26 protein-coding genes are annotated in these 24,268 nt (G+C 71.0%); 4 read left to right on the top strand and 22 right to left on the bottom strand.

Going from position 1 to position 24,268, the window contains the following annotated elements; genetic code table 11:
* Positions 1-184: 184 nt before the first annotated feature.
* A complete protein-coding gene (rlmB, locus tag V6M57_RS04555; RefSeq protein ID WP_332813799.1) occupies positions 185-922 on the bottom strand; it encodes a 23S rRNA (guanosine(2251)-2'-O)-methyltransferase RlmB in 738 nt (245 codons plus the stop codon).
* Between the two features lie 95 nt (positions 923-1,017).
* Complete coding sequence (locus tag V6M57_RS04550; RefSeq protein WP_332813798.1) at positions 1,018-1,692, bottom strand: ABC transporter ATP-binding protein; 675 nt, start codon at positions 1,690-1,692, stop codon at positions 1,018-1,020.
* On the opposite strand from V6M57_RS04550, the gene V6M57_RS04545 reads away from it, so the two are divergent.
* The gene (locus V6M57_RS04545; protein ID WP_332813797.1) at positions 1,691-2,332 is read left to right on the top strand and encodes an arylesterase; all 642 of its coding nucleotides are present in this window, start codon (positions 1,691-1,693) and stop codon (positions 2,330-2,332) included. The genes V6M57_RS04550 and V6M57_RS04545 overlap by 2 nt on opposite strands.
* The gene (mnmH, locus tag V6M57_RS04540; RefSeq protein ID WP_332813796.1) at positions 2,329-3,390 is read left to right on the top strand and encodes a tRNA 2-selenouridine(34) synthase MnmH; all 1,062 of its coding nucleotides are present in this window, start codon (positions 2,329-2,331) and stop codon (positions 3,388-3,390) included. Before V6M57_RS04545 ends, mnmH begins: the two co-directional genes overlap by 4 nt.
* Before the next feature lie 4 nt (positions 3,391-3,394).
* Here the strand turns inward: mnmH and V6M57_RS04535 are convergent, their stop codons facing one another.
* The gene (locus V6M57_RS04535) at positions 3,395-3,583 is read right to left on the bottom strand and encodes a hypothetical protein (protein ID WP_332813795.1); all 189 of its coding nucleotides are present in this window, start codon (positions 3,581-3,583) and stop codon (positions 3,395-3,397) included.
* A gap of 150 nt (positions 3,584-3,733) precedes the next feature.
* Between V6M57_RS04535 and V6M57_RS04530 the strand changes: the two genes are divergently transcribed.
* Complete coding sequence (locus V6M57_RS04530; RefSeq protein WP_332813794.1) at positions 3,734-4,789, top strand: NAD-dependent epimerase/dehydratase family protein; 1,056 nt, start codon at positions 3,734-3,736, stop codon at positions 4,787-4,789.
* Positions 4,790-4,798: 9 nt separating this feature from the next.
* On the opposite strand, the gene V6M57_RS04525 is transcribed toward V6M57_RS04530, so the two are convergent.
* On the bottom strand, positions 4,799-6,016 hold the full coding sequence (locus V6M57_RS04525; RefSeq protein WP_332813793.1) for a PLP-dependent transferase: 1,218 nt from the start codon (positions 6,014-6,016) through the stop codon (positions 4,799-4,801).
* 43 nt (positions 6,017-6,059) lie between these two features.
* A complete protein-coding gene (locus V6M57_RS04520; RefSeq protein WP_332813792.1) occupies positions 6,060-6,701 on the bottom strand; it encodes an FMN-dependent NADH-azoreductase in 642 nt (213 codons plus the stop codon).
* 107 nt (positions 6,702-6,808) lie between these two features.
* Between V6M57_RS04520 and V6M57_RS04515 the strand changes: the two genes are divergently transcribed.
* The gene (locus V6M57_RS04515) at positions 6,809-7,723 is read left to right on the top strand and encodes a LysR family transcriptional regulator (RefSeq protein ID WP_332813791.1); all 915 of its coding nucleotides are present in this window, start codon (positions 6,809-6,811) and stop codon (positions 7,721-7,723) included.
* A 10-nt stretch (positions 7,724-7,733) separates the two neighbouring features.
* On the opposite strand, the gene V6M57_RS04510 is transcribed toward V6M57_RS04515, so the two are convergent.
* From V6M57_RS04510 to ndk, 17 genes are all read right to left on the bottom strand, one after another.
* Complete coding sequence (locus tag V6M57_RS04510; protein ID WP_332813790.1) at positions 7,734-8,258, bottom strand: phosphoribosyltransferase; 525 nt, start codon at positions 8,256-8,258, stop codon at positions 7,734-7,736.
* 19 nt (positions 8,259-8,277) lie between these two features.
* Entirely contained in the window at positions 8,278-9,606 is a 1,329-nt protein-coding gene (locus tag V6M57_RS04505) for an adenylosuccinate synthase (RefSeq protein ID WP_332813789.1), read from the bottom strand.
* Between the two features lie 29 nt (positions 9,607-9,635).
* Positions 9,636-10,784: an ATP phosphoribosyltransferase regulatory subunit gene (locus tag V6M57_RS04500; protein ID WP_332813788.1), complete on the bottom strand. Its 1,149-nt coding sequence runs from the start codon at positions 10,782-10,784 to the stop codon at positions 9,636-9,638.
* An 81-nt stretch (positions 10,785-10,865) separates the two neighbouring features.
* Positions 10,866-11,054, bottom strand: a complete 189-nt coding sequence (locus V6M57_RS04495) for a DUF2065 domain-containing protein (RefSeq protein WP_332813787.1) — start codon at positions 11,052-11,054, stop codon at positions 10,866-10,868.
* A 3-nt stretch (positions 11,055-11,057) separates the two neighbouring features.
* Complete coding sequence (hflC, locus tag V6M57_RS04490) at positions 11,058-11,960, bottom strand: protease modulator HflC (protein ID WP_332813786.1); 903 nt, start codon at positions 11,958-11,960, stop codon at positions 11,058-11,060.
* Positions 11,961-11,978: 18 nt separating this feature from the next.
* Complete coding sequence (hflK, locus tag V6M57_RS04485; RefSeq protein WP_332813785.1) at positions 11,979-13,298, bottom strand: FtsH protease activity modulator HflK; 1,320 nt, start codon at positions 13,296-13,298, stop codon at positions 11,979-11,981.
* Between the two features lie 45 nt (positions 13,299-13,343).
* Positions 13,344-14,480, bottom strand: coding sequence for a GTPase HflX (hflX, locus tag V6M57_RS04480; RefSeq protein WP_332813784.1), 1,137 nt, complete (start codon positions 14,478-14,480; stop codon positions 13,344-13,346).
* Between the two features lie 106 nt (positions 14,481-14,586).
* Positions 14,587-14,835, bottom strand: coding sequence for an RNA chaperone Hfq (gene hfq / locus V6M57_RS04475; RefSeq protein WP_332813783.1), 249 nt, complete (start codon positions 14,833-14,835; stop codon positions 14,587-14,589).
* A 136-nt stretch (positions 14,836-14,971) separates the two neighbouring features.
* A complete protein-coding gene (der, locus tag V6M57_RS04470) occupies positions 14,972-16,309 on the bottom strand; it encodes a ribosome biogenesis GTPase Der (protein WP_332813782.1) in 1,338 nt (445 codons plus the stop codon).
* Positions 16,310-16,332: 23 nt separating this feature from the next.
* Positions 16,333-17,490: an outer membrane protein assembly factor BamB gene (gene bamB / locus V6M57_RS04465; protein WP_332813781.1), complete on the bottom strand. Its 1,158-nt coding sequence runs from the start codon at positions 17,488-17,490 to the stop codon at positions 16,333-16,335.
* Complete coding sequence (locus V6M57_RS04460; RefSeq protein ID WP_332813780.1) at positions 17,487-18,167, bottom strand: YfgM family protein; 681 nt, start codon at positions 18,165-18,167, stop codon at positions 17,487-17,489. The genes bamB and V6M57_RS04460 overlap by 4 nt, the downstream gene beginning before the upstream one ends.
* 60 nt (positions 18,168-18,227) lie before the next feature.
* A complete protein-coding gene (hisS, locus tag V6M57_RS04455) occupies positions 18,228-19,511 on the bottom strand; it encodes a histidine--tRNA ligase (RefSeq protein ID WP_332813779.1) in 1,284 nt (427 codons plus the stop codon).
* A gap of 11 nt (positions 19,512-19,522) precedes the next feature.
* On the bottom strand, positions 19,523-20,800 hold the full coding sequence (gene ispG / locus V6M57_RS04450) for a flavodoxin-dependent (E)-4-hydroxy-3-methylbut-2-enyl-diphosphate synthase (protein WP_332813778.1): 1,278 nt from the start codon (positions 20,798-20,800) through the stop codon (positions 19,523-19,525).
* A gap of 76 nt (positions 20,801-20,876) precedes the next feature.
* On the bottom strand, positions 20,877-21,821 hold the full coding sequence (locus V6M57_RS04445) for a helix-turn-helix domain-containing protein (RefSeq protein ID WP_332813777.1): 945 nt from the start codon (positions 21,819-21,821) through the stop codon (positions 20,877-20,879).
* On the bottom strand, positions 21,814-22,638 hold the full coding sequence (pilW, locus tag V6M57_RS04440; protein WP_332813776.1) for a type IV pilus biogenesis/stability protein PilW: 825 nt from the start codon (positions 22,636-22,638) through the stop codon (positions 21,814-21,816). The genes V6M57_RS04445 and pilW overlap by 8 nt, the downstream gene beginning before the upstream one ends.
* A 2-nt stretch (positions 22,639-22,640) precedes the next feature.
* Complete coding sequence (gene rlmN / locus V6M57_RS04435; RefSeq protein ID WP_332813775.1) at positions 22,641-23,810, bottom strand: 23S rRNA (adenine(2503)-C(2))-methyltransferase RlmN; 1,170 nt, start codon at positions 23,808-23,810, stop codon at positions 22,641-22,643.
* 19 nt (positions 23,811-23,829) lie between these two features.
* Entirely contained in the window at positions 23,830-24,255 is a 426-nt protein-coding gene (gene ndk, locus V6M57_RS04430) for a nucleoside-diphosphate kinase (protein WP_332813774.1), read from the bottom strand.
* Positions 24,256-24,268 lie beyond the last annotated feature (13 nt).

Raw genomic sequence — 24,268 nt, 5'->3', positions numbered from 1 at the left:
GAGCATGGCTGCGCGTGATCTGGCGCGCCTGGCAGGACCACAAACCCTACGATCCGGCACGCCACGGCGGGGCCAAACTGCTGCTTCAAACAGCGGGGGGTTGACACAGGGTGTCTCATGCCGGCGCCGGTGAGCACGGCCACGCGGCCGGCCGCCGCGATCCAGCCGCGCACCGCAGCGACGCTCATGACCGTTGCCGCAGGGCCTCGTACAGGCAGATGCCGCTGGCCACCGAGACGTTGAGGCTCTCGACCGCACCGCGCATGGGAATGGACACCAGCTCGTCGCAGCTCTTGCGGGTGAGCTGGCGCATGCCGGGGCCCTCGGCCCCCAGCACCAGCGCGACCGGGCCCTTCAGGTCGGCCTGGAAGAGCGTGCGCGGCGCATCGTCGCTGGTGCCCAGGCACCAGATGTTGCGTTCCTTGAGCTCGCCGAGCGTGCGCGCGAGATTGGTGACCATGAAATAGGGGACGGTCTCCGCGGCGCCGCTGGCGACCTTGGCCACCGTGGCATTGAGTCCGACCGCATGGTCCTTGGGCGCGATCACGGCGTGGGCGCCGGCGCCATCGGCCACCCGCAGGCAGGCGCCCAGGTTGTGCGGATCGGTCACCCCGTCCAGCACCAGCAGCAGCGGCGGGCCCTGGACCTGGTCGAGCAGGTCGTCGAGCGATCGCGCCGCCGGCAGCGGCTGCACCCGGGCGGCGACGCCCTGGTGGCCATGGCTGCCGGCCAGACGGGCGATGCGCAGCGCATCGGCTTCGATCAGCCGCACGCCGGCTTCGCGCGCGCGCTCGAGGAACTGCCGCATGCGCGCGTCGCGCCGGGTGGGCTCGAAGAACACCTCCAGCACCGTCTGCGGCGCCGTCTTCAGCCGCACCCCGACGGCATGGAACCCGAACAGGACTTTGGCTGGCGAGGACATCGGGCCGATTATCGGGGGGGACGGACGGACTTCATCGCGTGTTCAAGCGGCAGGCGATGGATTGCGGATCAAGTCCGCAATGACGAGACCGGGCCTCACCCGGGCACGATGCGCCCCGCCTCGAGGGTGATGCGGTGCTCGCAGCGCTGCGCGATGGCGCGATCGTGCGTCACCAGCACCAGCGTGGTGCCGCGCTCGCGATTGAGCTCGAACATCAGGTCCATCACCCGCTCGCCGGTGGCGAAATCCAGGCTGCCGGTCGGCTCGTCGGCCAGCAGCACGGCGGGCTCGACCACGAAGGCGCGCGCCAGCGCCACGCGCTGCTGCTCGCCGCCGGACAGCACCTTGGGGTAGTGGCCCAGCCGCTCGCCCAGCCCGACCCGCTCCAGCATGGCCGCGGCCGCCTTGCGCGCATCGCGCCGGCCGGCCAGTTCCAGCGGCAGCATGACGTTCTCCAGCGCCGTGAGGTTGCCCAGCAGCTGGAAGCTCTGGAACACGAAGCCGACCTTGCGCGCGCGCAAGGCGGCCCGCTGGTCCTCGTCGAGCGCGAACAGGTCCTCGCCGGCCAGCCGCACCGTTCCTCGGGTGGGCGTGTCCAGCCCGGCGATGATGGACAGCAGCGTGCTCTTGCCGGATCCGGAGGCGCCGACGATGGCGGCGGTTTCCCGCTCGGCCAGCGTGAAATCGATATCGCGCAGAATGTCGAGCGTCCCGGTGGAATCGGTCACCGACTTGTGGACGTGTTCGACGGCGATGATGGATGGCGGCATGGAGGCCCTTGTTTTCTTGAGGCGCAGGCACTTTATCGCGGCTGGGCTGGCCGCACCGTTCAGCTCGGCGGTCCGGGCCGCCGGCACGACCGTGATGGTGCTCGGGGATTCCCTCAGCGCCGAGTATGGACTGCCGCGCGGCAGCGGCTGGGTCGCGCTGCTGGAGCGCAGGCTGGCCGACGAGAAGATCGACGCCACGGTGGTGAATGCCAGCATCAGCGGCGACACGACCTCCGGTGGCCGCTCGCGCCTGCCCGCCCTGCTGGCCAGGCACCAGCCGACGCACGTGGTGGTCGAACTCGGCGGCAACGACGCGCTCAGGGGCCTGCCGCTGGAGATGACGCGGGCCAACCTCGCGGCCATGGTGCAGGCGGCGCAGAAGGCCGGCGCACAGGTGCTGCTGCTGGGCATGCAGCTGCCGCCCAACTACGGCGCCCAGTACGGCCAGCGCTTCGCCGACCTGTACCAGCAGGTGGCTCGCGAGCACCGGGCGGCGGTGGTGCCGTTCCTGCTGGCGGGCATCGCCGACGGGCCGGACTCCACCCGGCTGTTCCAGCCCGACCGCATCCACCCCAACGTGGACGCGCAAGCGCGCATGCTGGCCAATGTCTGGCCGCAACTGCGCAAGCTGCTGAAGTGAGCGTGCAGACCCTGCCGGCCGCGCTGGCCGCCGCGCGCCTGGCCGACTTCGACACCGTCATCGACGCGCGCAGCGAGTCGGAGTACGCCGAGGACCACCTGCCCGGTGCGGTCAACTGGCCTTCCCTCGGCGACGCGGAGCGCGCCCGCGTCGGCACCATCTACAAGCAGGACAGCCCGTTCGAGGCCCGCAAGATCGGCGCCGCGCTGGTGGCGGCCAACCTCGCGCGCCACATCCAGCGCGAGGTGCTCGACAAGCCCAAGGGCTGGCAGCCGCTGGTGTACTGCTGGCGTGGCGGCAAGCGCAGCGGGGCGCTGTCGCTGGTGCTGGACCAGATCGGCTTCCGGGTCACGCTGGTGGAGGGGGGCTACAAGGCCTTCCGCGGCGCGGTGCTGGCGCAGATGCCGGAGCTGGCGCAAGGACTGCAGTACCGCGTGGTGTGCGGCCCCACCGGGGTGGGCAAGACGAGGCTGCTGCAGGCGCTGGCCGCGGCCGGTGCGCAGGTGCTGGACCTGGAAGGGCTGGCCTGCCACCGCAGTTCGGTGCTGGGGCTGGTTCCCGGGCAGCCGCAGCCCAGCCAGAAAGCCTTCGACACGCGCATCTGGGACGCGCTGCGCCGGCTGGACCCGGCCCGGCCGGTGTTCGTGGAAAGCGAAAGCCGCAAGGTCGGCAACGTGGCGGTGCCGCAAGCGCTGATCGCCGCCATGCGGGCCAGCCCCTGCCTGCGACTGGACCTACCCGACGACGAGCGGGTGGCGCTGCTGCTGGAGGACTACGGCTTCTTCGTCGACGACCCGGAGCTGTTCTGCCGCCGGCTGGATGCGCTGGTCCAGCTGCGCGGCAAGGCCGTGGTGGAGCGCTGGCAGGAAATGGTGCGCGCGGGCGAGCTGGAAACGGTGGTGCGCGAACTGCTGCACACGCACTACGACCCGGGCTACTCGGCTTCGATCGAACGCAATTTCGCCCAGTACGCGCAGGCCCGGCGCTGTGCCCTGGCCGATCGCAGCGCCGGGGCGATGGCGCGCCTGGCGCGCGAGATCGCGGCGTCGGTTTCCTGACCGGTCAGGGCTGGGGAGGCTGCTCGGCCGGGGCGGCAGGCTCGTCGCCCGGCTCCTGGCCGTCCGCGCGTTCTTCGTCGCCGGCGCCGCCGACCGCCTTGCGGTCGGCCTTGGCCTTGAGCTTTTCTTCCTTCTTGCGCTTCTTGGCCAGCTCCCTCTGCCGCTTCTCGTATCCGTAATTGGGTGTCGCCACTGCGCTGGTTCCGGTGGGTTGGGATGGCCCCACTGTACGCCATCGGAGGGCGCGGCCGCGGCCCCGCAGCTCTGCCATGGCAGCGGGTTGAACACCCGGGCGCCGTGGACTAGATTTCCTCGCCGCCCACGGGCCGCGCAGGAGCTGAACATGGATACGAACCGGGTGGTGCTGGTCACGGGTGCGAACGGACACCTGGGGCGCAACCTGGTGCCGGCGCTGGTGCAGCGTGGCTATCGGGTCCGGGCGACGGTGCGCGACACCGCCGACCCGGCGCGCACGGCGGGCCTGGCGATACCGGGGGTCGAGCTGCATGCGCTGGACGTGCGCGACGAGCGTCGCTTCAGCGAGGTGGCCGCGGGGGTCGACCTGCTGTTCCACGTGGCGGCGACCTACAAGAACTACACGGCGGACAAGGCCGAAGCCGAGGAGATGGTCCGCGACTCGATCGAGGGGGCGCGCGCCGCGGTGCAGGCCGCGGCGGCGAATGGCGTGCGCCGCCTGGTCCTGACGTCGTCCCTCGTCACCGTGCCGCTGATGCCCAAGGGCGGGCGCACCACGACGGAGGCGGACTGGCGCACCGACTTCCGGCTGCCCTACCACAAGGCCAAGACACTGGCCGAGCAGGAAGCCTGGCAGCTCGCGCGCACGCGCGGCGTCGACATGGTGGCCGTGCTGCCGGGCGCCCTGCTGGGCCCGGGATTCACGCGCGGCACGTCCAGCACGGACGCGGTGGAGAACATGCTGCTGGGCGCGTTCAGGGCCGGCGTGCCGGACCAGAACTTCCCGGCCGTCGACGTCCGCGACGTGGTGCGCGGGCACGTGCTGGCGGCCGAGAGCGGGGCCGGCGGGCGCTTCATCCTGTGCAACGACGTGCTCCCGTCCTTTTCGGAGATGATCCGGATCCTGCGCACGATCGATCCTTCCGTGCCCGCCCCGGGCCCCCTGATCCCGCGCTTCGTCCTGCCGCTGGCGCCGGCATTCGACTGGATCAACCACCGCATGCTGGGCACGCCGCGCATGATCAACCGGGATTTCGCCGCGGCCGTCGGCGGCAAGCACTGGACCATGTCCAACGAACGGGCGAAGCGGGAACTCGGCTGGCGGCAGGAGGTGCCGCTGGAGCAGAGCCTGGCCGATACGGCGGCGACGCTGCGCCGGCTGCGCGCCGGTGCGCGCCGCGGGCCGGTGCCGGCTACCGCCTGAGCGCGGGCGTCATGCGCCCGACAGGGCGCCGAGCGCGCGCTCCAGGTCCGCCTGCAGGTCGGCCGGATCCTCCAGGCCGATGGCCAGGCGCACCAGCACGCCGCGATGCGGCCAGGTGCCCAGTTCGGCGCTGCGCATGGAGGGGATGTCGTAGGGCACGGCCAGGCTGACCGGCCCGCCCCAGGAGTAACCCAGCCGGAACAGCTTCAGCGCATCGCAGAACGCATCGACCCGGGCCGGCGCGTAGCGCTCGTGGAAGACCACCGAGAACAGCCCCGCCGCCAGGCCATCGGGCCCACAGGCCTCGCGCCAGTGTTCATGGCCCGGCGAGCCTTCCAGCGCCGGGTGCAGCACCTGCGCGATTTCCGGCCGGCCCTGCAGCCAGCGCGCCAGCCCCCGCGCCGCCGCGTCCTGCGCACGGTACCGCAGCGCGAGGCTGGGGAGCGAGCGCAGCACCAGTTCCGCGTCGTTGCCGCCCACGCCCCACCCCATGCGCATGTGCGACAGCTTGAGGCGCACGTGCAGTTCTTCCTCCCGCGTGGCGATGCTGCCCATCAGCACGTCGCCGCCGCCGCTGGGGTACTTGGTCAGGGCATGCACCACGATGTCGGCGCCGCTGCCCGGCTGCACGCCCTCGCCGGCGCCCAGGTCGAAGCCGTTGAAGGCGAGGCCGGCGCCCCAGGTGTTGTCCAGCGCGCTGGTGACGCCGTGCCGGCGGCAGATCTGCGCCAGCTGCGCGAGGGGCGGGAACTCCAGGGTCACCGAACCGGGCGCCTCCAGCCACACCAGCCGGGTCCGGGCGCCGATGCGCCGCTCCAGGTCGGCCGGCTTCATCGGGTCGTAGCGCTGGTGCGAGATGCCCCAGCGCGCCAGCTCGCCTTCGGCCATCAGCCTCGACGGCCCATAGACGTTGTCGGGCAGCAGCACCTCGTCGCCTGCCGCCAGCAACGCACAGTTGACGTTGGCGATGGCCGCCAGCCCGCTGGGCACCAGCAGGCACTGCCGGCCGCCCTCCAGCGTGGCGATGCGCTCTTCCAGCAGGAAGGTGGTGGGCGTGCCGTGCAGGCCATAGGTGTAGCCGTCCTTGTGCTTCCAGTCGCGCGCGCGCAGCGCCGCCACGTCGGCAAAGAGAACGGTGGAGGCCTTGAACACGCCCGGCTGCGGCGCCTCGAAGCCGGCGGGCGGAACGTACGGATGGTGGATGAGGTCGGTGGGACGCGGGGGCATCGGTCGATGGTAGCGCGCACCCTCCGCCCCTTGCGCCGTGCGGTCAGGCCGCGAGTCTCTGCGCCTCGTTCGCCGGCGCGTCGAACAGCGCGCGGATGTCGCGCCCGGCCGCGGCCATCGCCGTGGCCCGGCCTTCGTCCCCCATGGCCAGGCCTTCGGCGCGCACGATGCGCACGTCGGTGATGCCGAAGAAGCCGAACACCGCGCGCAGGTAGCTCTCCTGGTGGTCCATGGCGGCCTCGTGCGGCATGCCCGCGTAGGCACCGCCGCGGCTGGACACCACGACCACCGTCTTGCCGCCGGCCAGCCCCTCGGGCCCCGCGGCGGTGTAGCGGAAGGTGCGCCCGGCCTGGGCGATGCGGTCGATCCACGCCTTGAGCTGGCTGGGGATGCTGAAGTTGTACATGGGCGCGCCCACCACCACCACATCGGCCGCCAGGAACTGGTTCACCAGGCGCTCGCTCAGCGCGTTCTCCTGGCGCTGCCGCTCGGTCGTGGCCTCGACGCCGAGGCGAAAGCCCAACGAGTGTTCGTCCAGGTGGCTGGGAGCCGCGGCCACCAGGTCGAGGTGCTCGACCGTGGTGCCCGGATGGGCCTGGACCCATTCGCGCGCGAGCTGGGCGGTAAGTTGCCGGGAAGCGGAAGCGCCGCCGAGGGCGCTGGAATCGATGTGCAAGAGCTTCATGGTCGTCGTCCTGATTTTGGAACCGACTCCAATGGTGCGGGCGCAACCCTCCCCTGATAAGCCCCCCGCGGCGGGAAAGATCGTCCCACCCATGGGACACTGCGCCCATGCAAGACCTGAACGACATGCTCTATTTCGCGGAAGTCGCCGACCAGGGCAGCTTCGCCGCGGCCAGCCGCAAGCTGGGGCTGCCCAAGTCCACGCTGTCGCGCCGGCTCGCCCAGCTGGAAGCGCAACTGGGCGTGCGCCTGCTGCACCGGACCACGCGCAAGCTCTCGCTGACGCCGGCCGGCGAGGTCTACCACCGCCACTGCGCGGCCCTGCGCGAGGAGGCGGAGGCGGCGCAGGAGGCCGTTGCGCAGGTGCGCAGCGAGCCGCATGGCACGGTGCGCGTGACCTGCCCCGTCACCGTCGCCCAGACCACCCTGGCGCCGCTGCTGCCGGCCTTCCTGCAGGCCTTCCCGCGCGTGCGCATCGAGATGCAGGTGACCAACCGCGTGGTGGACCTGGTGGAGGAAGGCATCGACGTGGCGCTGCGGGTGCGCAGCACGCTGGACGAAAGCGGCAGCCTCGTGGTCAAGCGCCTGGGACTGACCCGCACGCCGCTGCTGGCCTCGCCGGATCTGCTGGCGCGCCAGGGCCGGCCGGCGGCGCCCGATGACCTGGCGGGGCTGCCGACGGTGGCGATGTCCGCGGTGGACGGCCGCGCCCGCTGGCGGCTGCTGGGGCCGGAGGGACGGACCTTCCACTTGCTGCACCAGCCGCGCTGTACCGCCGACGACATGCAGACGCTCAAGCACCTGGTGCTGGGGGGCATCGGCATGGGGGTCCTGCCGGACTACATGTGCCGCCAGGAGATGCGCGAGGGCCGCCTGGTGCCCGTGCTGGAAGGCTGGGAGCCGCCCTCGGGCGTGCTGCACGCGGTGTATCCCTCGCGCCGCGGCATGACGCCGGCGGTGCGCAGCTGGCTGGATTACCTGGGCGAGCAGGTGGTGGCGGAGGGCCAGGCCTGCCCGCAGTGAGCGGCGGCGCTCAGATCTTCCACTTCTCCAGCAGCTTGTCCGGCCCCATGGCGTCGTAGCCTTCGAAGGGCTGGTGGATCCAGGGGTTGCTGGGCAGGTATTCGACCGAGTAGTCCGGCGTGAAGGTGGACAGCCCCTTGGCCCAGATCACCGCGGTGCGCAGTTCCGTGATCGGCTCGTAGCTGTTGCGCAGCAGGTCCACCACCTTGTGCAGCGTGTGGCCGGAGTCGGCCAGGTCGTCCACCAGCAGGACCTTGCCCGCGATCTCGCCCTTGGGGGTGGTGATGTAGCGGGCGATGTCCAGGTGGCCCTGGACCGTGCCGGCCTCGGCCCGGTACGAACTCGTCGACATGATGGCCAGCGGCTTGTCGAAGATGCGCGAGAGGATGTCGCCGGGCCGCATGCCGCCGCGCGCCAGGCACAGGATGGTGTCGAAGGTCCACCCCGACTGGTGCACCTTGATCGCGAGCTTCTCGATCAGGTTGTGGTACTCGTCGTAGCTCACGTACAGGTGCTTGCCGTCTTCCGTCAACATTCCAAGGGGCTCCTGGGGTTCAAGCGAGGTACGGATGCCGCATCATGATCGTGTGGTCGCGGTCCGGGCTGGTCGAGATGATATCGATGGGCACGCCGGTCACGTGCTCGATGCGCTGCAGGTACAGGCGCGCGTTCACCGGCAGCTTGTCGTACTGCGTGACGCCCACCGTGCTCTGGCTCCAGCCCTCCAGCGCCTCGTACACCGGCTTGCAGCGCGCGATTTCGTCGGCGCCCAGCGGCAGGATGTCGACCTGCTCGCCATCGAGCTCGTAGCCGGTGCACAGCTTCAGTTCCTCCAGGCCGTCCAGCACGTCCAGCTTGGTGATGCACAGGCCGGACAGGCCGTTGACCTGCGCGCTGCGCTTGAGCAGAGCCGCGTCGAACCAGCCGCAGCGGCGCGGCCGGCCCGTGGTGACGCCGCGCTCGGCGCCCACGGTGGACAGGTGGTAGCCGACCGTTCCCGGCTTCTCCCAGTCCAGCTCGGTGGGGAACGGGCCGCCGCCCACGCGGGTGCAGTAGGCCTTGGTGATGCCCAGGATGTAGTGCAGCATGCCGGGCCCGACGCCGGCGCCGGCGGCGGCATTGCCAGCCACGACGTTGCTGGACGTCACGTAGGGATAGGTGCCGTGGTCCACGTCCAGCAGCGTGCCCTGGGCGCCTTCGAACAGCAGGTTGTCGCCATGGCGGTGCGCCTCGTTCAGCTCGCGCGAGACGTCGGCCATCATCGGCTTCAGCTGCTCGCCCAGGCGCAGCGCCTCGTCCAGCACCGGCTGGTAGTCCACCGCCGGGGCGTGCAGGTAGGTGGTGAGCACGTGGTTGTGCAGGTCCAGCAGCACCTTGAGCTTCTCGGCGAAGCGCGCCGGGTTCTTCAGGTCCTGCACCCGCAGCGCGCGGCGGGCGATCTTGTCCTCGTAGGCCGGGCCGATGCCGCGGCCGGTGGTGCCGATCTTCTCGCTGCCACCCTTTTCGCGCAGCGACTCGCGCGCCACGTCCAGCGCGGCGTGGAACGGCAGGATCAGCGGGCAGGCCTCGCTGATGCGCAGGCGCGAGCGCACCTCCACGCCGGCTCGTTCCAGGCCCTCGATCTCCTCGAACAGCTTGGCGGGCGACAGCACCACGCCATTGCCGATGTAGCACTTCACCCCGGGCCGCATGATGCCGCTGGGAATCAGGTGCAGCGCGGTCTTGACGCCGTTGATCACCAGCGTGTGGCCGGCGTTGTGGCCGCCCTGGAAGCGCACCACGCCCTGCGCCATCTCGGTCAGCCAGTCGACCAGCTTGCCCTTGCCTTCGTCGCCCCACTGGGTTCCCACGACGACCACATTGCGACCCGTTGTCTTGTTCATGACGGAAAACCGGAAAAGAGGAAAAAGGATCAGAGCGCGCGCACGACCCAGCGGCCGGCCTGCTCGGCCAGTTCGCGGTCGCAGTGGAACTCGTCCACCTTGCTCTCGTGCCCGGGCAGGACGCACACCACGGTTTCGCCCGCGGCGCGCAGCCGCGCGATGGCGGCGCGCAGCGCCGGCTGCTCGCCCCAGGGCGCGCGGATGGCGGCCTTGAGCGGCTGCGCGGCCGCCACGCCGACCAGCTCGCGCACGTCCAGCGAGAAGCCCACCGCGGGCCGGTTGCGGCCGAACACGGCGCCCACTTCGTCGTAGCGGCCGCCGCGCACCAGCGCGTCGGTGGCCCCGGGCGTGTAGATGCCGAAGCGCATGCCGCTGTAGTACGCGTAGCCGCGCAGGTCGGCCAGGTCGTAGCTCACGGCGACATCCCCGAGGTCGCGGCCCAGCCATTCGAGCTGGTCCAGCGCCTCGCCGATCGCGGCCGTCGAAGGCAGCACGCGGCGCGCCTCGGCCAGCACGCCGGCATCGCCGTACAGCGTGACCAGCGCGGCCAGGCCTTGGCGCGAGGCAGCGGGGAAGTCCCGGGTCAACTGTTCCAGCCGGGTGGCGTCCTTGGCCGCGAGTGCTGCGTGGACGTCGCGCAGCACCTGCGCGTCGACCATCACGCCGGCAAACAGCGCTCGCACGATGCGTGCATCGGCGAGGTCCACGGTGAGCGGCGCGACCTGGGTGGCCCTGAGGCAGTCCAGCGCCAGCAGCAACACCTCGCGGTCCGCCTCCAGCCCGGCATGGCCGTAGACCTCGGCGCCGAACTGCAGCGGCTCGCGGGTCGCATGCGGCCGGTCGGGGCGGGTGTGCAGGACCGGCCCGCAGTAGCACAGGCGGGCGACGCCGGCGCGATTGAGCAGGTGCGCGTCGATGCGGGCGACCTGCGGCGTGGTGTCGGCCCGCAGGCCGAGCGTGCGCCCGGAGAGCTGGTCGACCAGCTTGAAGGTCTGCAGGCCGAGCGCCTCGCCGGTGCCGGTGAGCAGCGACTCCAGGTGCTCCAGCAGCGGCGGCATCACCAGCTCGCAGCCGTAGCCTCGCGCGGTGTCGAGCAGCTGGCGCCTCAATTCCTCGATGTGCCGGGCCTCGGAGGGCAGGACGTCGGCGATGTGATCCGGCAGGACCCAGGCGGACATGGACAGGGGGAGCTGTTAAAAGAGGGATTCTACCGGGCCGCACCCTGCGGCTCGACGGCAGGCGCTGCGCCGGTCGCCGGGTCAGGTCACCAGCAGCAGCAGCAACAGGCCCAGTCCGACGCTGCACAGGCCGAAGAAGCGCAACTGGCCGTCGCGCAGCTCCATCAGCTTGCGGAAGGTGTCGCGCCAGCTGCCAGGCGCCAGCAGCGGGAACAGCCCCTCGAAGACCAGCACCAGGGCCAGTGCGGCCCAGAAGGTGGCGCCGTCCAAGCCCTACTTCCTCGGCGTGGCCCCCGCGCCGGAGTTGCCGCGGAACGCGCGGAAGAACTCGGAGCCGTCGGGGTCGACCACCAGCAGGTCGCCGCGCTTGTTCAGGGTCGCGCGGTAGGCCTCGAGGCTGCGGTAGAAGTGCGCGAACTGCGGATCGCGGCCGAACGCGTCGGCGTAGATCGCGGCCGCCTGTGCGTCGCCCTCGCCCTTGATCTTCTGCGCGTCGCGGTAGGCGTTGGCGATGATCACCTCGCGCTGGCGGTCGGCGTCGGCGCGGATCTTCTCGCTCTCGGCGGCGCCGGTGGAGCGCAGCTCGTTGGCCACGCGCTTGCGCTCGGCCTCCATGCGGCGGTAGACCGACTCGGTGATCGCCTCGCTGTAGTCGACGCGGGTCACGCGCACGTCGATCACGTCGATGCCCCAGGGCTGCGCGCCCTTGACCTGGGCCAGCACCTGGGTCTTGACGTCCTCCATCACTTCGTCGCGCTCCGAGGACAGCAGCTCGCGCACGGTGCGCTTGTTGACCTCCTGGTTGAAGGCGCTGCGCACGACGTTGCTCAGGCGGTTGGCGCCGGTGGCCTCGTCGAGCCCGACGTTGCGGATGTACTGGGTCGGGTCGGTGATGCGCCAGCGCACGTACCAGTCGATCACCACCGGCTGCTTCTCGGCGGTGAGCACCGGCGTGGTGTCGTTGCCGTCCAGGTTGAGCAGCCGCTTGTCGATGTAGCTGACGTTCTGGAAAGGCGGCGGCAGCTTGAAGTTCAGGCCCGGCTGGGTGATGACTTCCTTGATCTGGCCCAGTGCATAGACCACGCCGAACTGGCGCTGGTCGACGACGAACAGCATGGAGCTGAGCAGGGCCAGCACCACCAGGGCGGCCGCGGCGAAAAATCCGATTCGGTTCATGTGCTTCGCGCTCCCGGGTCAGCGCGTCTCGCGCTCGCGGCTGCGGGCGCCATCGCGGGTGCGGGGGTCGGCGGCCGGGCTGCCCGCCGCCGAGTTGTTGCTGCCGGACGCGGGCTCCGGCGGAACCACCGCCGCGCCGCCGGCGGAGACCTGCTGCATGATGCGGTCGAGCGGCAGGTACAGCAGGTTGGAGCCCTGGCGCGAATCCACCATCACCTTGGTGACGTTGGCGTAGACCTGCTGCATGGTGTCCAGGTACATGCGGTCGCGGGTCACCTGCGGCGCCTTCTGGTACTCCGCCAGGACCGAGCGGAAACGCTGCGCATCGCCTTGCGCGGTGGCCACCACGCGCGCCTTGTACGCCTCGGCTTCCTCGCGCAGGCGGGCCGCGGAACCGGCCGCGCGCGGGATCACGTCGTTGGCATAGGCGGCGCCCTCGTTCTTCAGGCGCTCGCGCTCCTGCCCGGCCTTGTTCACGTCGTCGAAGGAGGCCTGCACCTGCTCGGGCGCGCGCACACCACCCTGCTGCAGGTTGATCACCACCACCTCCACGCCGGCGTTGTAGCGGTCGAGGATGGACTGCATGACGCTGCGCACGCGCGGGGCGATCTGCTCGCGCTCCTCGCCGAGGGCGGCGTTCATCAGCATGCTGCCGACCACCTCGCGCACCGCGGTCTCGGCGGCCTGCACGACCGTCTCGGCCGGGTTCTTGATCTCGAACAGGTAGGCGCGCGCATCCTTGAGCCGGTACTGCACCGAGAACTTGACGTCCAGGATGTTCTCGTCGGCGGTCAGCATGGCCGACTCCTTCAGCCCGGTGGCCTTGATCACGGCGTCGCGGCCGATGTCGACCGAGCGGATCTGGGTGACGTAGACCACCTCGTGGCGCTGGATCGGGTATGGCAGGCGCCAGTTGAAGCCGGCGCCCACGGTGGCCTTGTAGCGGCCGAACTGGGTGATCACCGCCTGCTGGCCTTCCTGCACGATGAAGAAGCCCGTGCCCAGCCAGATCAGCACCAGCACGGCCACGATCAGGCCGATGCCGATGCCGGCACTCTTCATGTCCGGCTGGAAATTGCCGTTCGGATCGGGGCGGCGGCCGCGCCCGCCGCCGAACAGGCCGCCCAGGCGGCGGTTGAAGTCGCGCCAGAGCTCGTCGAGGTCGGGCGGCCCCTGGTTGGGGCCGCGCGGCCCGTCGGGGCGTTGCGGGTCGGGCCGGTTGTCCTTGGAGTCGTCGTCGTTGCCGCTGCCGCGCCCCCAGCGCGGGTCGTTCAGGTTGAACATGCCTCGGAGGCGCCAGGCCAGCGCGGCGAGCATGCGGGGGGCGTGAAGCTTCATTCCGGGTTGTGTTTCTTTTCGTGTGGCTGGGCCGATTGTGCCCAATCAGGCGGCGGCGTCGTGCAATTCATCACCGGGCTGCATGGACGCGCTGGCGCCGGCGGCCCGGGAGGCGAGTTCCTGGCGGAGCGCGGCGAGGCCTTCGCCGGTGCGGCTGCTGACGAACAGCCGGCGCACCGGCGTACCCTCGATCTCGACCCGGTCGGCGGGCCGGCGCGGCCGCTGCGAGGCCTCCAGCGCATCGAGCTTGTTGAAGACCAGCAACTGCGGCACCTTCCCGGCGCCGATCTCGTGCAGCACGCGCTGCACCTCCTCGATCTGCTCGGGGTGGTGCGGGTTGGCCGCGTCGACCACGTGCAACAGGAGGTCGGCATCGGCGGCTTCCTGCAGGGTGGCCTGGAAGGCGTCGATCAGGCCGTGCGGCAGGTCGCGGATGAACCCGACCGTGTCGGACAGCGAGACCGAGCGGCCGCCTGAGCCGCCCTCCTCGTCGTCGAGGTAGAGCCGCCGGGTGGTGGTGTCCAGCGTCGCGAACAGCTGGTCGGCCGCATAGGCGCGCGCCTTGACCAGCGCATTGAAGAGCGTGGACTTGCCGGCATTGGTGTAGCCGACCAGCGAGATGTTGAAGGCGCCCTGGCGCTCGCGCTGGCGGCGCTGGGTGTGGCGCTGGCGCTTGACCTTCTCGAGCCGCTCGCGGGTGCGCTTGATGGCGTCGCCGATCATCCGGCGGTCCAGCTCGATCTGCTTCTCGCCCGGGCCGCCGCGCACGCCGGCGCCGCCGGTCTGCCGCTCCAGGTGCGACCAGCGCCGCACCAGCCGCGTGCTGACGTACTGCAGGCGGGCCAGTTCGACCTGCAGCTTGCCCTCATGGCTGCGGGCGCGCTGGGCGAAGATCTCCAGGATCAGCAGCGTGCGGTCGTTGACCGGCAGCCCCAGGTGGCGCTCCAGGTTGCGTTGCTGGCCGGGGCTGAGGGCCTGGTCGAACAGCACTTCGGTGGCGCCGGTTTCCTCGGCCAGCGCCTTGATCTCGTCGGCCTTGCCGCGGCCGACGAACAGCGCCGCGTCGGGCACCTTGCGGCGCGCGGTCAGGCGCGCCACCGGCTCCAGGCCGGCCGTGCGCGCCAGCTCGCCGAGCTCCTGGAGCCCGGCGTCGAAGTGCGGCAGGCCAAGGTCGACCCCCACCAGGATCGCGGGGGCTTCAGGTGTTGCGGGGACTTGCTGCAAAACGGAATCGGGGCTGTCGGGAAGGGCCGCGCCCCGGCGGGAGAGCGCGCGCCGGCGCGGCGGTTCAGCCGGCGGCGGCCTCGCTGCTCTCCGCGGCGGAGAAGTTGACGGCGCGGCCGGGGACGATGGTGGAGATGGCGTGCTTGTAGACCATCTGGGTGACGGTATTCCTCAGCAGGACGACGTACTGGTCGAAGGATTCGATCTGCCCCTGCAGCTTGATCCCGTTGACCAGGTAGATCGACACCGGCACGTGCTCTCGGCGCAGCGTGTTGAGGAACGGGTCTTGTAGTAGCTGCCCTTTGTTGCTCACGATATTCTCCGTGTTCGGGAAGTGGAAAACGCACCTTACCACAGCAACCCGCCGGGCAAAGTCTTCGGCATCGCTGCCGTCCGCCTGACGTGGGGGCGCCACGGTCGGGTTCAAGGGCCGCAGTTGGCCGGACCCCTCAATCCTTGTCGGCGTACGGATTCTTCGAGGTCTTCATCTCGATGCGCAGCGGCGTGCCGATGAGGTCGAAGGCCTTGCGGAAGCGCCCCTCCAGGAAGCGCTTGTACGCATCGGTGACGTGCTCGAGCGAGTTGCCGTGCACCACGATCACAGGCGGGTTCATGCCGCCCTGGTGGGCGTAGCGCAGCTTGGGCCGGAACATGCCCGAGCGCTTGGGCGCCTGGAACTGCACCGCTTCCTGCAGCAGCCGCGTCAGCACCGGCGTGGACATCTTGGTCATGGCCGCCTTGTGGGCCTGGGCGATCGAGCTCCACAGGGGGCCCAGCCCCTGGCGCTTCTTCGCGGAGATCAGGTGCAGCGCGGCGAATTTCAGGAAGGCCAGGCGGGCCTCGATCTGCCGCTGCACCTGCTCGCGCTGGTAGGCGTCGACCGCATCCCACTTGTTGACCGCGATCACCACGGCGCGGCCGCTTTCCAGGATGTAGCCGGCGATGTGCGCGTCCTGGTCGGTCACGCCCTGGGTGGCGTCCAGCAGCAGCACCACGACGTGGGCCGATTCGATGGCCTGCAGGGTCTTGACCACCGAGAACTTCTCGATGGCCTCGAACACCCGCCCCTTGCGGCGCAGCCCGGCCGTGTCGACCAGCTCGTAGCGCTGGCCGCCGCGCTCGAACGGCACCGAGATCGCGTCGCGCGTGGTGCCCGGCAGGTCGAAGGCGACCAGCCGCTCCTCGCCCAGCCAGGTGTTGATCAGCGTGGACTTGCCCACGTTGGGCCGGCCGGCGACCGCCAGCCGGATCACGCCGGGCGGCGCCTCGTCGGCCTCCTCGTCGGGCTCGGGCAGGTCCAGGGACGCGAACGCCACCTCGACCAGGCTGCGCACGCCCTGGCCGTGCGCCGCGGAAACCGCGTGCACCTCGCCCAGCCCCAGTTCGTAGAACTCCGAGAGCTGCACGCCCTCGGTCATGCCCTCGGCCTTGTTGGCGGCCAGCACGGTGGGCTTGCCCAGCTTGCGCAGGTAGGCCGCGATGTCGTGGTCCTGGGCCGAGAGGCCCTCGCGCGCGTCGACGACGAAGACCACCACGTCGGCCTCGGCGACGGCCTGGCGCGTCTGCCGCGCCATCTCCATGTAGATGCCGCTCTCGGCGGTCGGCTCGAAGCCGCCGGTGTCGATGACGATGAATTCGTGCGGGCCGTGCCTGGCGTTGCCGTAGTGGCGGTCGCGCGTCAGCCCGGCGAAGTCGGCGACGATCGCGTCGCGCGTCTTCGTCAGCCGGTTGAACAGCGTGGACTTGCCGACGTTGGGGCGGCCCACCAGGGCCATCACGGGTTTCACGGCCGCCCTTCTCCTGTTGCCGCCTACTGCGGCACGAAGGCGTGCACGCCGCCGTTGCGCGTCACCACGACCAGGGTGGTGCCGGCCACCACCGGCGCCGCGGCGGATGCGCTGCCGTCGGTGGCGACGCGGTTGCGCAGCGAGCCGTCCTCGCGCGACAGCACGTGCAGCCAGCCGGTGCCGTCGGCCACCGCCACCGAGCTGCCCACCACCAGCGGCGCCGACAGCGCGCGGTGCAGCAGCCTGTCGTGCACCCAGGCGCGCTCGCCGCTGTCGCGGCGCCAGGCCACCACGCGGTCGTCGCTCTCGGTGCCCACCACGATGCGCTCGTCGCCGCCGACGCCCTCGGTGCCGCGCGCCGGGCGCGTCCAGGCGAGGGTGCCGCGCGCCGTGTCCACGCAGCCGACGGCGGCCTGGTAGGCGCGGGTGCAGACGGAAGGGCCGACGCGGCTGACCGGGCCGACCAGGTCGACCAGCCGCTCGACGTCGTTGGTGCCGCGGGGAGTGGCGATGGGGGCTTCCCAGCGCACGCTGCCATTCAGGGGATTCAGGCCCGCCAGGCGACCGCCCTGCCCGGCCACCAGCGTGTCGCCGACCGCCAGCAGCACGCCGGCCTGGCGCAGCACCAGCGGCTCACCCGGGCGCGACTGGCTCCACAGGCGGCGGCCGGTGGCGCCGTCGAAGGCGCTCACCGAGCGGTCGGCGGCCAGCACGAACACGCGCTTGCCCGCCACCAGCGGCGCCGTATAGGCCTGCGCCGGCAGCTTCTCGCGCCACAGTACCCGGCCGCCGGACAGCGCCACCAGTTCGTTGCCGGACGTGACCACGGCCAGCGTGCTGCCGTCGCTGCCGACGCCGGCCGCGATGGTCGCGCCCACGCTGGCGCGCCAGAGATCGCGACCGGTGGCTGCATCCAGCAGGGCCACCGTGCCGTCGCTGGACGCCAGCGCCAGCTGCTGGCCGGTGACATGGACCTCCAGCGGGAAGGACACCGGCCCGATGCGGTTGGTCCAGGCCGCGCGGATGCCCAGCGTGGCCGGATTGGCCTGCAGTTCGGCCGGCTGGGGCTTCTCGGCGCCGCCGCCGAGGAAGGGCAGCATGGAGCACCCGGTGAGGGCCACCACAACGGCCGCCGCGACCAGTCCGCGCCGGAGGACCGCCTGGACGCTCCCTGGCGTCATGACCGGGCGCCTCCGGCCTTCTCGCCGGCCAAGCTCTTCGGGTCGACGCCGAGCGCGGTCAGCTTGACCTCGACCATGCGGCGGTAGTCGGCCTGGGCCTCCAGGCCCTTCCAGGCCCGTTCGTATTCGGCCCTGGCCTCGGCTTTCTTGCCCTGCAGGTTGTAGATGTCGCCGCGCCGGTCGGCGGCCAGCGGCGCGAACTCCTGCGGCAGCTCGGCCTCGAGCTGCTTGAGGGCCTCGTCGTAGGACTTGGCCTGGACCAGCAGCGCTGCCAGCCGCAGCCGTGCGATCGCCTGCAGCCCCTCGTCGGATGCGTTTTCCGCGACCCAGGCCAGCGCCGCCCGCGCGGCATCCGGCTGGCCCTTGTCGGCCGCGGCCTGCGCGACCAGCAGGCCGGCCTGCTGCGCGAACACCGTGCCGCCGAACTTGTCCCTCACGTCGGTGAAGCCCTGCTCGGCGCGGGCGAAGTCGCCCGCCTGCACGGCCCGCTCGACCTCGTCGTAGATTGCCGAGGCCTTCGCCGACTGGGTGCGTTCGTACCACTGCCAGCCGTTCATGGCCGCGATGGAGCCGAACACGGCGATCAGCAGCCAGGAGATCAGGTTGCCGTAGGTCTTCCAGAAGTGCTTGAGCTGGTCAAGCTGTTCCTGTTCTTCGAGGTCGAGGTGTGAAGCCATGAAATCCTTGTGGGCGGCCGGATGCACCCGGGCAGCCGGGCATTGTAGTGAGCCGGCGGCTCAGCTCTTCAGCGTGCCGGCCCAGTCGGCCGCAGCAGCCAGGCGCCGGCGCTGCTGCGCGCCGCTGCCGTCGCGCAGGGCCTTGACGGTGACCTCGCCGGCCGCCAGTTCGTCGCCGCCGAACACCAGGGCGTAGCGGGCGCCGCTGGCGTCGGCCTTCTTGAACTGCGATTTCATGCTACCCAGGCCGTCGGCCGAAGCTGCATGCATCTGCGCCGATACGCCGGCCGCGCGCAGGGCCTGCAGCGTCTTCAGGGCCGTCGGGAAGGCCGAGGCATCCGGCACGACCGCGTAGGCATCCAGCGCCGGCGCATCGAAGTCCGCGCCCTGCTCCTTCACCAGTTCCAGCACTCGCTCGACCCCGATGGCCCAGCCCACGGCCGGCGCCGGCTTGCCGCCGATCTGCCCGATCAGGTAGTCGTAGCGGCCGCCCGCGCAGATGGTGCCCTGGGCGCCGAGCCGCTCGGTGACGAACTCGAATACCGAGAGGTTGTAGTAGTCCAGGCCGCGGACCAGCCGCGGATTGATGCGGTAGGCGATGCCGTTGGCCTCGAGCATGGCCTTGAGGCCGTCGAAGTGGGCCAGTGACTGCACGCCCAAGAAGTCGATCAGCCGGGGGGCGCCTTCCACCATGGCCTGCATGGCCGGATTCTTGGTGTCGAGGATGCGCAGCGGGTTGCTGTGCAGGCGCCGTTTCGCGTCCTCGTCCAGCAGGTCGGCGTTCCGCTCCAGGTAGGCGATCAGCTCCGTACGGTGCTGCCGCCGCTCCTCGGGCTGGCCCAGGCTGTTGATCTCCAGCCGCACGTCGAGCAGGCCCAGTTCCTTCCAGAGGGCGTCGGCCAGCAGGATCAGCTCGGCATCGACGTCCGGCCCCGCGAAACCCAGGGCCTCGGCGCCGATCTGGTGGAACTGCCGGTAGCGGCCGCGCTGCGGGCGCTCGTGCCGGAACATCGGGCCCAGGTAGTACAGGCGCTTGCCGCCGTCGTACAGCAGCGAGTGCTCGGCCACGGCGCGCACCACGCCGGCAGTGTTCTCCGGCCGCAGGGTGAGGTGCTCGCCATTGAGGCGGTCCTCGAAGGAATACATCTCCTTCTCGACGATGTCGGTCACCTCGCCCAGGCCACGCACGAACAGCTGGGTGGGCTCCAGGATCGGCGTGCGGATGTTGCGGTAGGCGTAGCGCGCCATCAGGCCGCGTACCTTGTCTTCCAGCCACTCCCAGCGCGCCGACTCGGGCGGCAGGATATCGTTCATGCCTTTGACGGCACTGAGTTTTTCAGCCATGGGGTGCCGGCTCAGTCCGCCTTGGAGACGGAACCGAACCGCTTCTCGATGTAGTTCTCGACGATCTGGTGGAACTCGGCCGCGATGTGGTCGCCGCGCAGGGTCGTCGCCTTCTGCCCGTCGATGAACACCGGCGCGGCGGGCGCTTCGCCGGTGCCGGGCAGGCTGATGCCGATGTCGGCGTGCTTGCTCTCCCCGGGGCCGTTGACGATGCAGCCCATCACCGCGACGCGCAGCTTCTCGACGCCCGGGTAGCGGGTGCGCCACAGCGGCATGTTGGCGCGCAGGTGGTCGTCGATCTGCTTGGCCAGTTCCTGGAAGGTGGTGCTGGTGGTGCGGCCGCAGCCCGGGCAGGCGGTGACGCTGGGCACGAACGCGCGCAATCCGAGCGACTGCAGGATTTCCGATGCGATCACCACTTCCTGCGTGCGCGACTCGCCTGGCTGCGGGGTGAGGGAGACGCGGATGGTGTCGCCTATGCCCTCCTGCAGCAGGATGCCCAGCGCCACGCTGGAGGCCACCGTGCCCTTGGTGCCCATGCCGGCTTCGGTCAGGCCCAGGTGCAGCGGGTAGTCGCAGCGGCGCGCCAGTTCGCGGTACACGGACACCAGGTCCTGCACGCCGCTGACCTTGCAGGACAGGATCACCTGCTCGCCGCGCATGCCCATCGCCTCGGCGCGGCGCGCGGATTCGATGGCCGAGGTGATCAGGGCCTCGTACATCACGCTGCGGGCGTCCCAGGGCTCGGCGCGGCGCCCATTCTCGTCCATCAGCGACGCCAGCAGCTCCTGGTCGAGGCTGCCCCAGTTGACGCCGATGCGCACCGGCTTGTCCCAGCGCATGGCGGCCTCGATCATCTGGCCGAACTGGCGGTCGCGCTTGTCGCCCTTGCCGACGTTGCCGGGGTTGATGCGGTACTTGGACAGGGCCTGCGCGCAGTCCGGGAACTCGCTCAGCAGCCGGTGGCCGTTGTAGTGGAAGTCGCCCACCAGCGGCACGTCCACACCCATGCGGTCGAGTTGCTCGCGGATGTAGGGCACCTGCTGCGCCGCTTCGGGCGTGTTGACGGTGATGCGCACCAGCTCCGAGCCGGCCTGCGCCAGCTCCTTCACCTGGATCGCGGTGGCGACCGCGTCCACGGTGTCGGTGTTGGTCATGGACTGCACCCGCACCGGCGCGTCGCCGCCCACCGTGACCACGCGCGCGCCCCAGGCCACGCGCGCCTGGCGGGTGCGGCGAGGAGCGGGAGAGGCCGGCAGCACCGGCAGGCAGGGTTCAGGAGATGTCATCGGCCAGGAAACGGGAGCAGGCAGCGCGGAGTGTGCATCGCCACGAATTCAAGCGCCCCCCGCGGGGTGGTTCATTTCACTTCACTTCGAACCGGGCCACGTTGTCGCGCGCGACGGCGCCCAGGTCGAAGGGCTTGCCGCGCACCACGACGGCGGTGCTGTTGACGCTGCCGACGGTCACCGACAGGGGCAGGTTGCCGGAGGCGCCGGCGCTCTCGCCGGCCGCCAGCAGGCGGCGCAGCGCCACCTCGCCGCGGCTGTCGACGACCTGCACCCACGACGGTCCGCTGGCCTTGAAGACCACCAGGCCGCCGGTCGCCGCGGCGGGAGCGGCGGCCGGCTCGGCCGTCGCGGCGGGCGCCGCGGGCATGGCGACGACCGGCTGCGCTGCCGGGACTTGCACAGCCGCAGCCGCGGCCGCGGGCGTGCCCGAAGCTGCCGCAGCCGGCGCCTGGCCGGCCGGGTCGACCATCGGGGCATGGGACGGATCGGCGGGGGGCGTTGCCGGATCGGCGGCCGCGGCCGCCCCCGGCTGGACCACGACCGGTTCCGCCATCGGCACGGCCGGCGCGTCGGTCCGGGCCCTGGACAGGCCCTCCTCGATGCGCAGCGTCGGCAGCAGGAGGATGGCCAGTGCACCCAGCAGCAGCGCGCCGACCATCAGCGGCACCGGCCGCAGCAGTTGCTGCTGCCAGCCGGCCGCCACCGCGTCTCCGGGCGCACGGAACGGTGCGTTGAGGCCCTCGTGCGCCTGCACAAGCCGCGGCGCCGCCGTCTGCGGCAGGCGCGCCAGCACCGGCTGGGGGTCGATCTTGAGGGTGCGGCAGACACTGCAGGCGAGGGCGCGGGCAAAGACGGCGTCGGGCAGGTCGCCATAGCGGTCTTCCTCCAGCGCCTCGAGCTTGCGCACGGGAACCTTGAGCGACACCGCCAGCGCGGCCACGTGCAGGCCCGCGGACTCGCGCGCCTGCCGCAGCAGGTCGCCGGCGGACGGCTGCGGCGCTGCGGCGGCCTCACTCATCGAAAGCTCCGCGGTCCAGGGCCGCGGCCTCGCGTGACTGCGGGAAGCGCCGCTTGAGCTGGTCGGCCAGCTGGCCCATGGCGAGCCGGTCGCCCAGCCTGCGCTCCACCTTGACGCCGAGCCAGAGTGTCTCGGCGTTGGCGAGCTGGCTGTTGTTCAGCCGGCGGATCAGGAACTGCGAGCGCTCCAGCTCGCCGCGCTTGTACAGCAGCGCGGCGAGGTTGTAGCCGACGATCGGGTTGCCGGCGTCGATCTCGTAGGCGTGCGCCAGGCTCTTCTCCGCCTCGGCCGGCTGGCCGGCCTGGGCCTGGCACAAGCCCTTGGCCATCAGCGTCTTGGCGCGATCGGGGTAGAGCGGGTTGGCCAGGGCCTGATCGAAGGAGCGGTCGGCCTCCGGGAATCGGCGCTGCTGGCATTGCAGCCACCCCAGGTTGTGGGTGGCGCTGGCGTCGCGCGGGTTCAGCGAGACGGCGCGCTTGAAGCTCTCTTCGGCCTGGCCCGCGTCGTTCAGCCGCATGTACACCAGGCCGCGCAGGTTGTGGGCATCGGAAAAGGTCGGATCGGCGGCGATGACCTGCTTGAGCTCGTCGAGCGCCACGGCCGTCTTTCCCTGCTCGAAGTAACCCACCGCCAGCTCCATGCGGATGCGGGCGCGGCGGCGCGCTTCGGTCTCGTCGGAAGCAGTGGGGATGTCGCCGGCCGCCCGGCCGACTTCGGCGGTCTGGGCGCAGCCTCCCAGCAACAGGCCCGCCGCCACCACGCCCGACCACGGCACCACGGCCGCCACAAGGCCCCACAGGCCCACCCCGCGCTTCATGCTCACGACTCCTTGGCCTCGGCTTGCGCCGGCGCCCGTTTCAGGATCACGGTGCGCTGGCGGGCGATGCGCTCGCCCACCCGGGTGCGGTCCTGCACGTCGCCGGCCAGCTGGCCGCAGGCGGCGGCGATGTCGTCCCCCCTCGTCTTGCGCACGGTGGTGACGATACCAGCATCGCTCAGCAATGCCGCGAAGGCGGCGACGCGGCTGTGGGGCGAGCGCGTCAGGCCGGATTGGGGGAAGGGGTTGAACGGGATCAGGTTCAGCTTGCAGTTGACGCCGCGGCCGCCGTGGCCGCGCACCAGCGCGATCAGTTCGCGCGCGTGCTCCGGCTGGTCGTTGACCCCGTCGAGCATGCAGTACTCGAAGGTGATGAAGTCGCGCGGGGCGTGCTGCAGGTAGCGGTTGCAGGCGTCCAGCAGCTCGGCCAGCGGGTACTTGCGGTTCAACGGCACCAGGTTGTCGCGCAGCGCGTCGCCGGGCGCGTGCAGCGAGACGGCCAGCGCCACCGGGCAGTCCTGCGCCAGCCGGTCGATCATGGGCACCACGCCCGAGGTGGAGACGGTCACGCGCCGGCGCGACAGGCCGTAGCCATGGTCGTCCAGCATCACGCGCAGGGCCGGCACCAGCGCCGAGTAGTTCTGCAGCGGCTCGCCCATGCCCATCATCACCACGTTGGAGATCACGCGATCGCGCGTGCCCAGCTGTTCGCGCAGGTGGTGCTCGGCATACCAGAGCTGGGCGACGATCTCGCCCGTGGTGAGATTGCGCGAGAAGCCCTGGTGGCCGGTGGAGCAGAAGCGGCAGCCCACGGCGCAGCCGGCCTGCGACGACACGCACAGCGTGGCGCGGTCGTCCTCCGGGATGTAGACGGCCTCCACGGCGTTGCCGCCGCCGACGTCGAACAGCCACTTGATGGTGCCGTCGGCCGAGGCCTGGCGGCTGGCGACGGTCAGCCCCTCGATCGTGGCGCAGGCCTTGAGCTTGTCGCGCAGCGACTTCGCCAGGTCGGTCATCTGGTCGAAGTCGCGCGCGCCGCGCTGGTGGATCCAGCGGAACAGCTGCGTCGCGCGGAAGCGCTTCTCGCCCAGCGAAGCGCAGAACGCAGCCAGCCCCTCGAGATCGAAATCGAGCAGGTTGGCCCTGCGACCGGACTCGGGAGCTGGCGTCATCGCATGCGGAATCCCGCGATCAGCGGGAGTGGATGTTCATGCCGGGGAAGAAGAAGCCCACTTCCACCTGCGCGGTTTCGGGTGCATCGGAGCCGTGCACCGCGTTGGCGTCGATGCTGTCGGCGAAGTCGGCGCGGATGGTGCCCTTGTCGGCCTTCTTCGGGTCGGTGGCGCCCATCAGCTCGCGGTTCTTCAGGATCGCGTTCTCGCCTTCCAGCACCTGGATCATCACCGGGCCCGACACCATGAAGTCCACCAGGTCCTTGAAGAAGGGGCGCTCCCTGTGCACGGCGTAGAACTGCTCGGCTTCGCGACGCGACAGATGGGCCATCCTGGCGGCGATGATCTTCAGGCCGGCGGCCTCGAAGCGGCCGTAGATCTGGCCGATCACGTTCTTGGCCACCGCGTCGGGCTTGATGATGGAGAGGGTGCGTTCGATCGCCATGGGTGCGTACCTG

Source organism: Ramlibacter sp., from assembly GCF_036676645.1.
Lineage (GTDB): Bacteria > Pseudomonadota > Gammaproteobacteria > Burkholderiales > Burkholderiaceae_C > Ramlibacter.
This window is presented reverse-complemented; position numbering and strand designations above follow the sequence as displayed.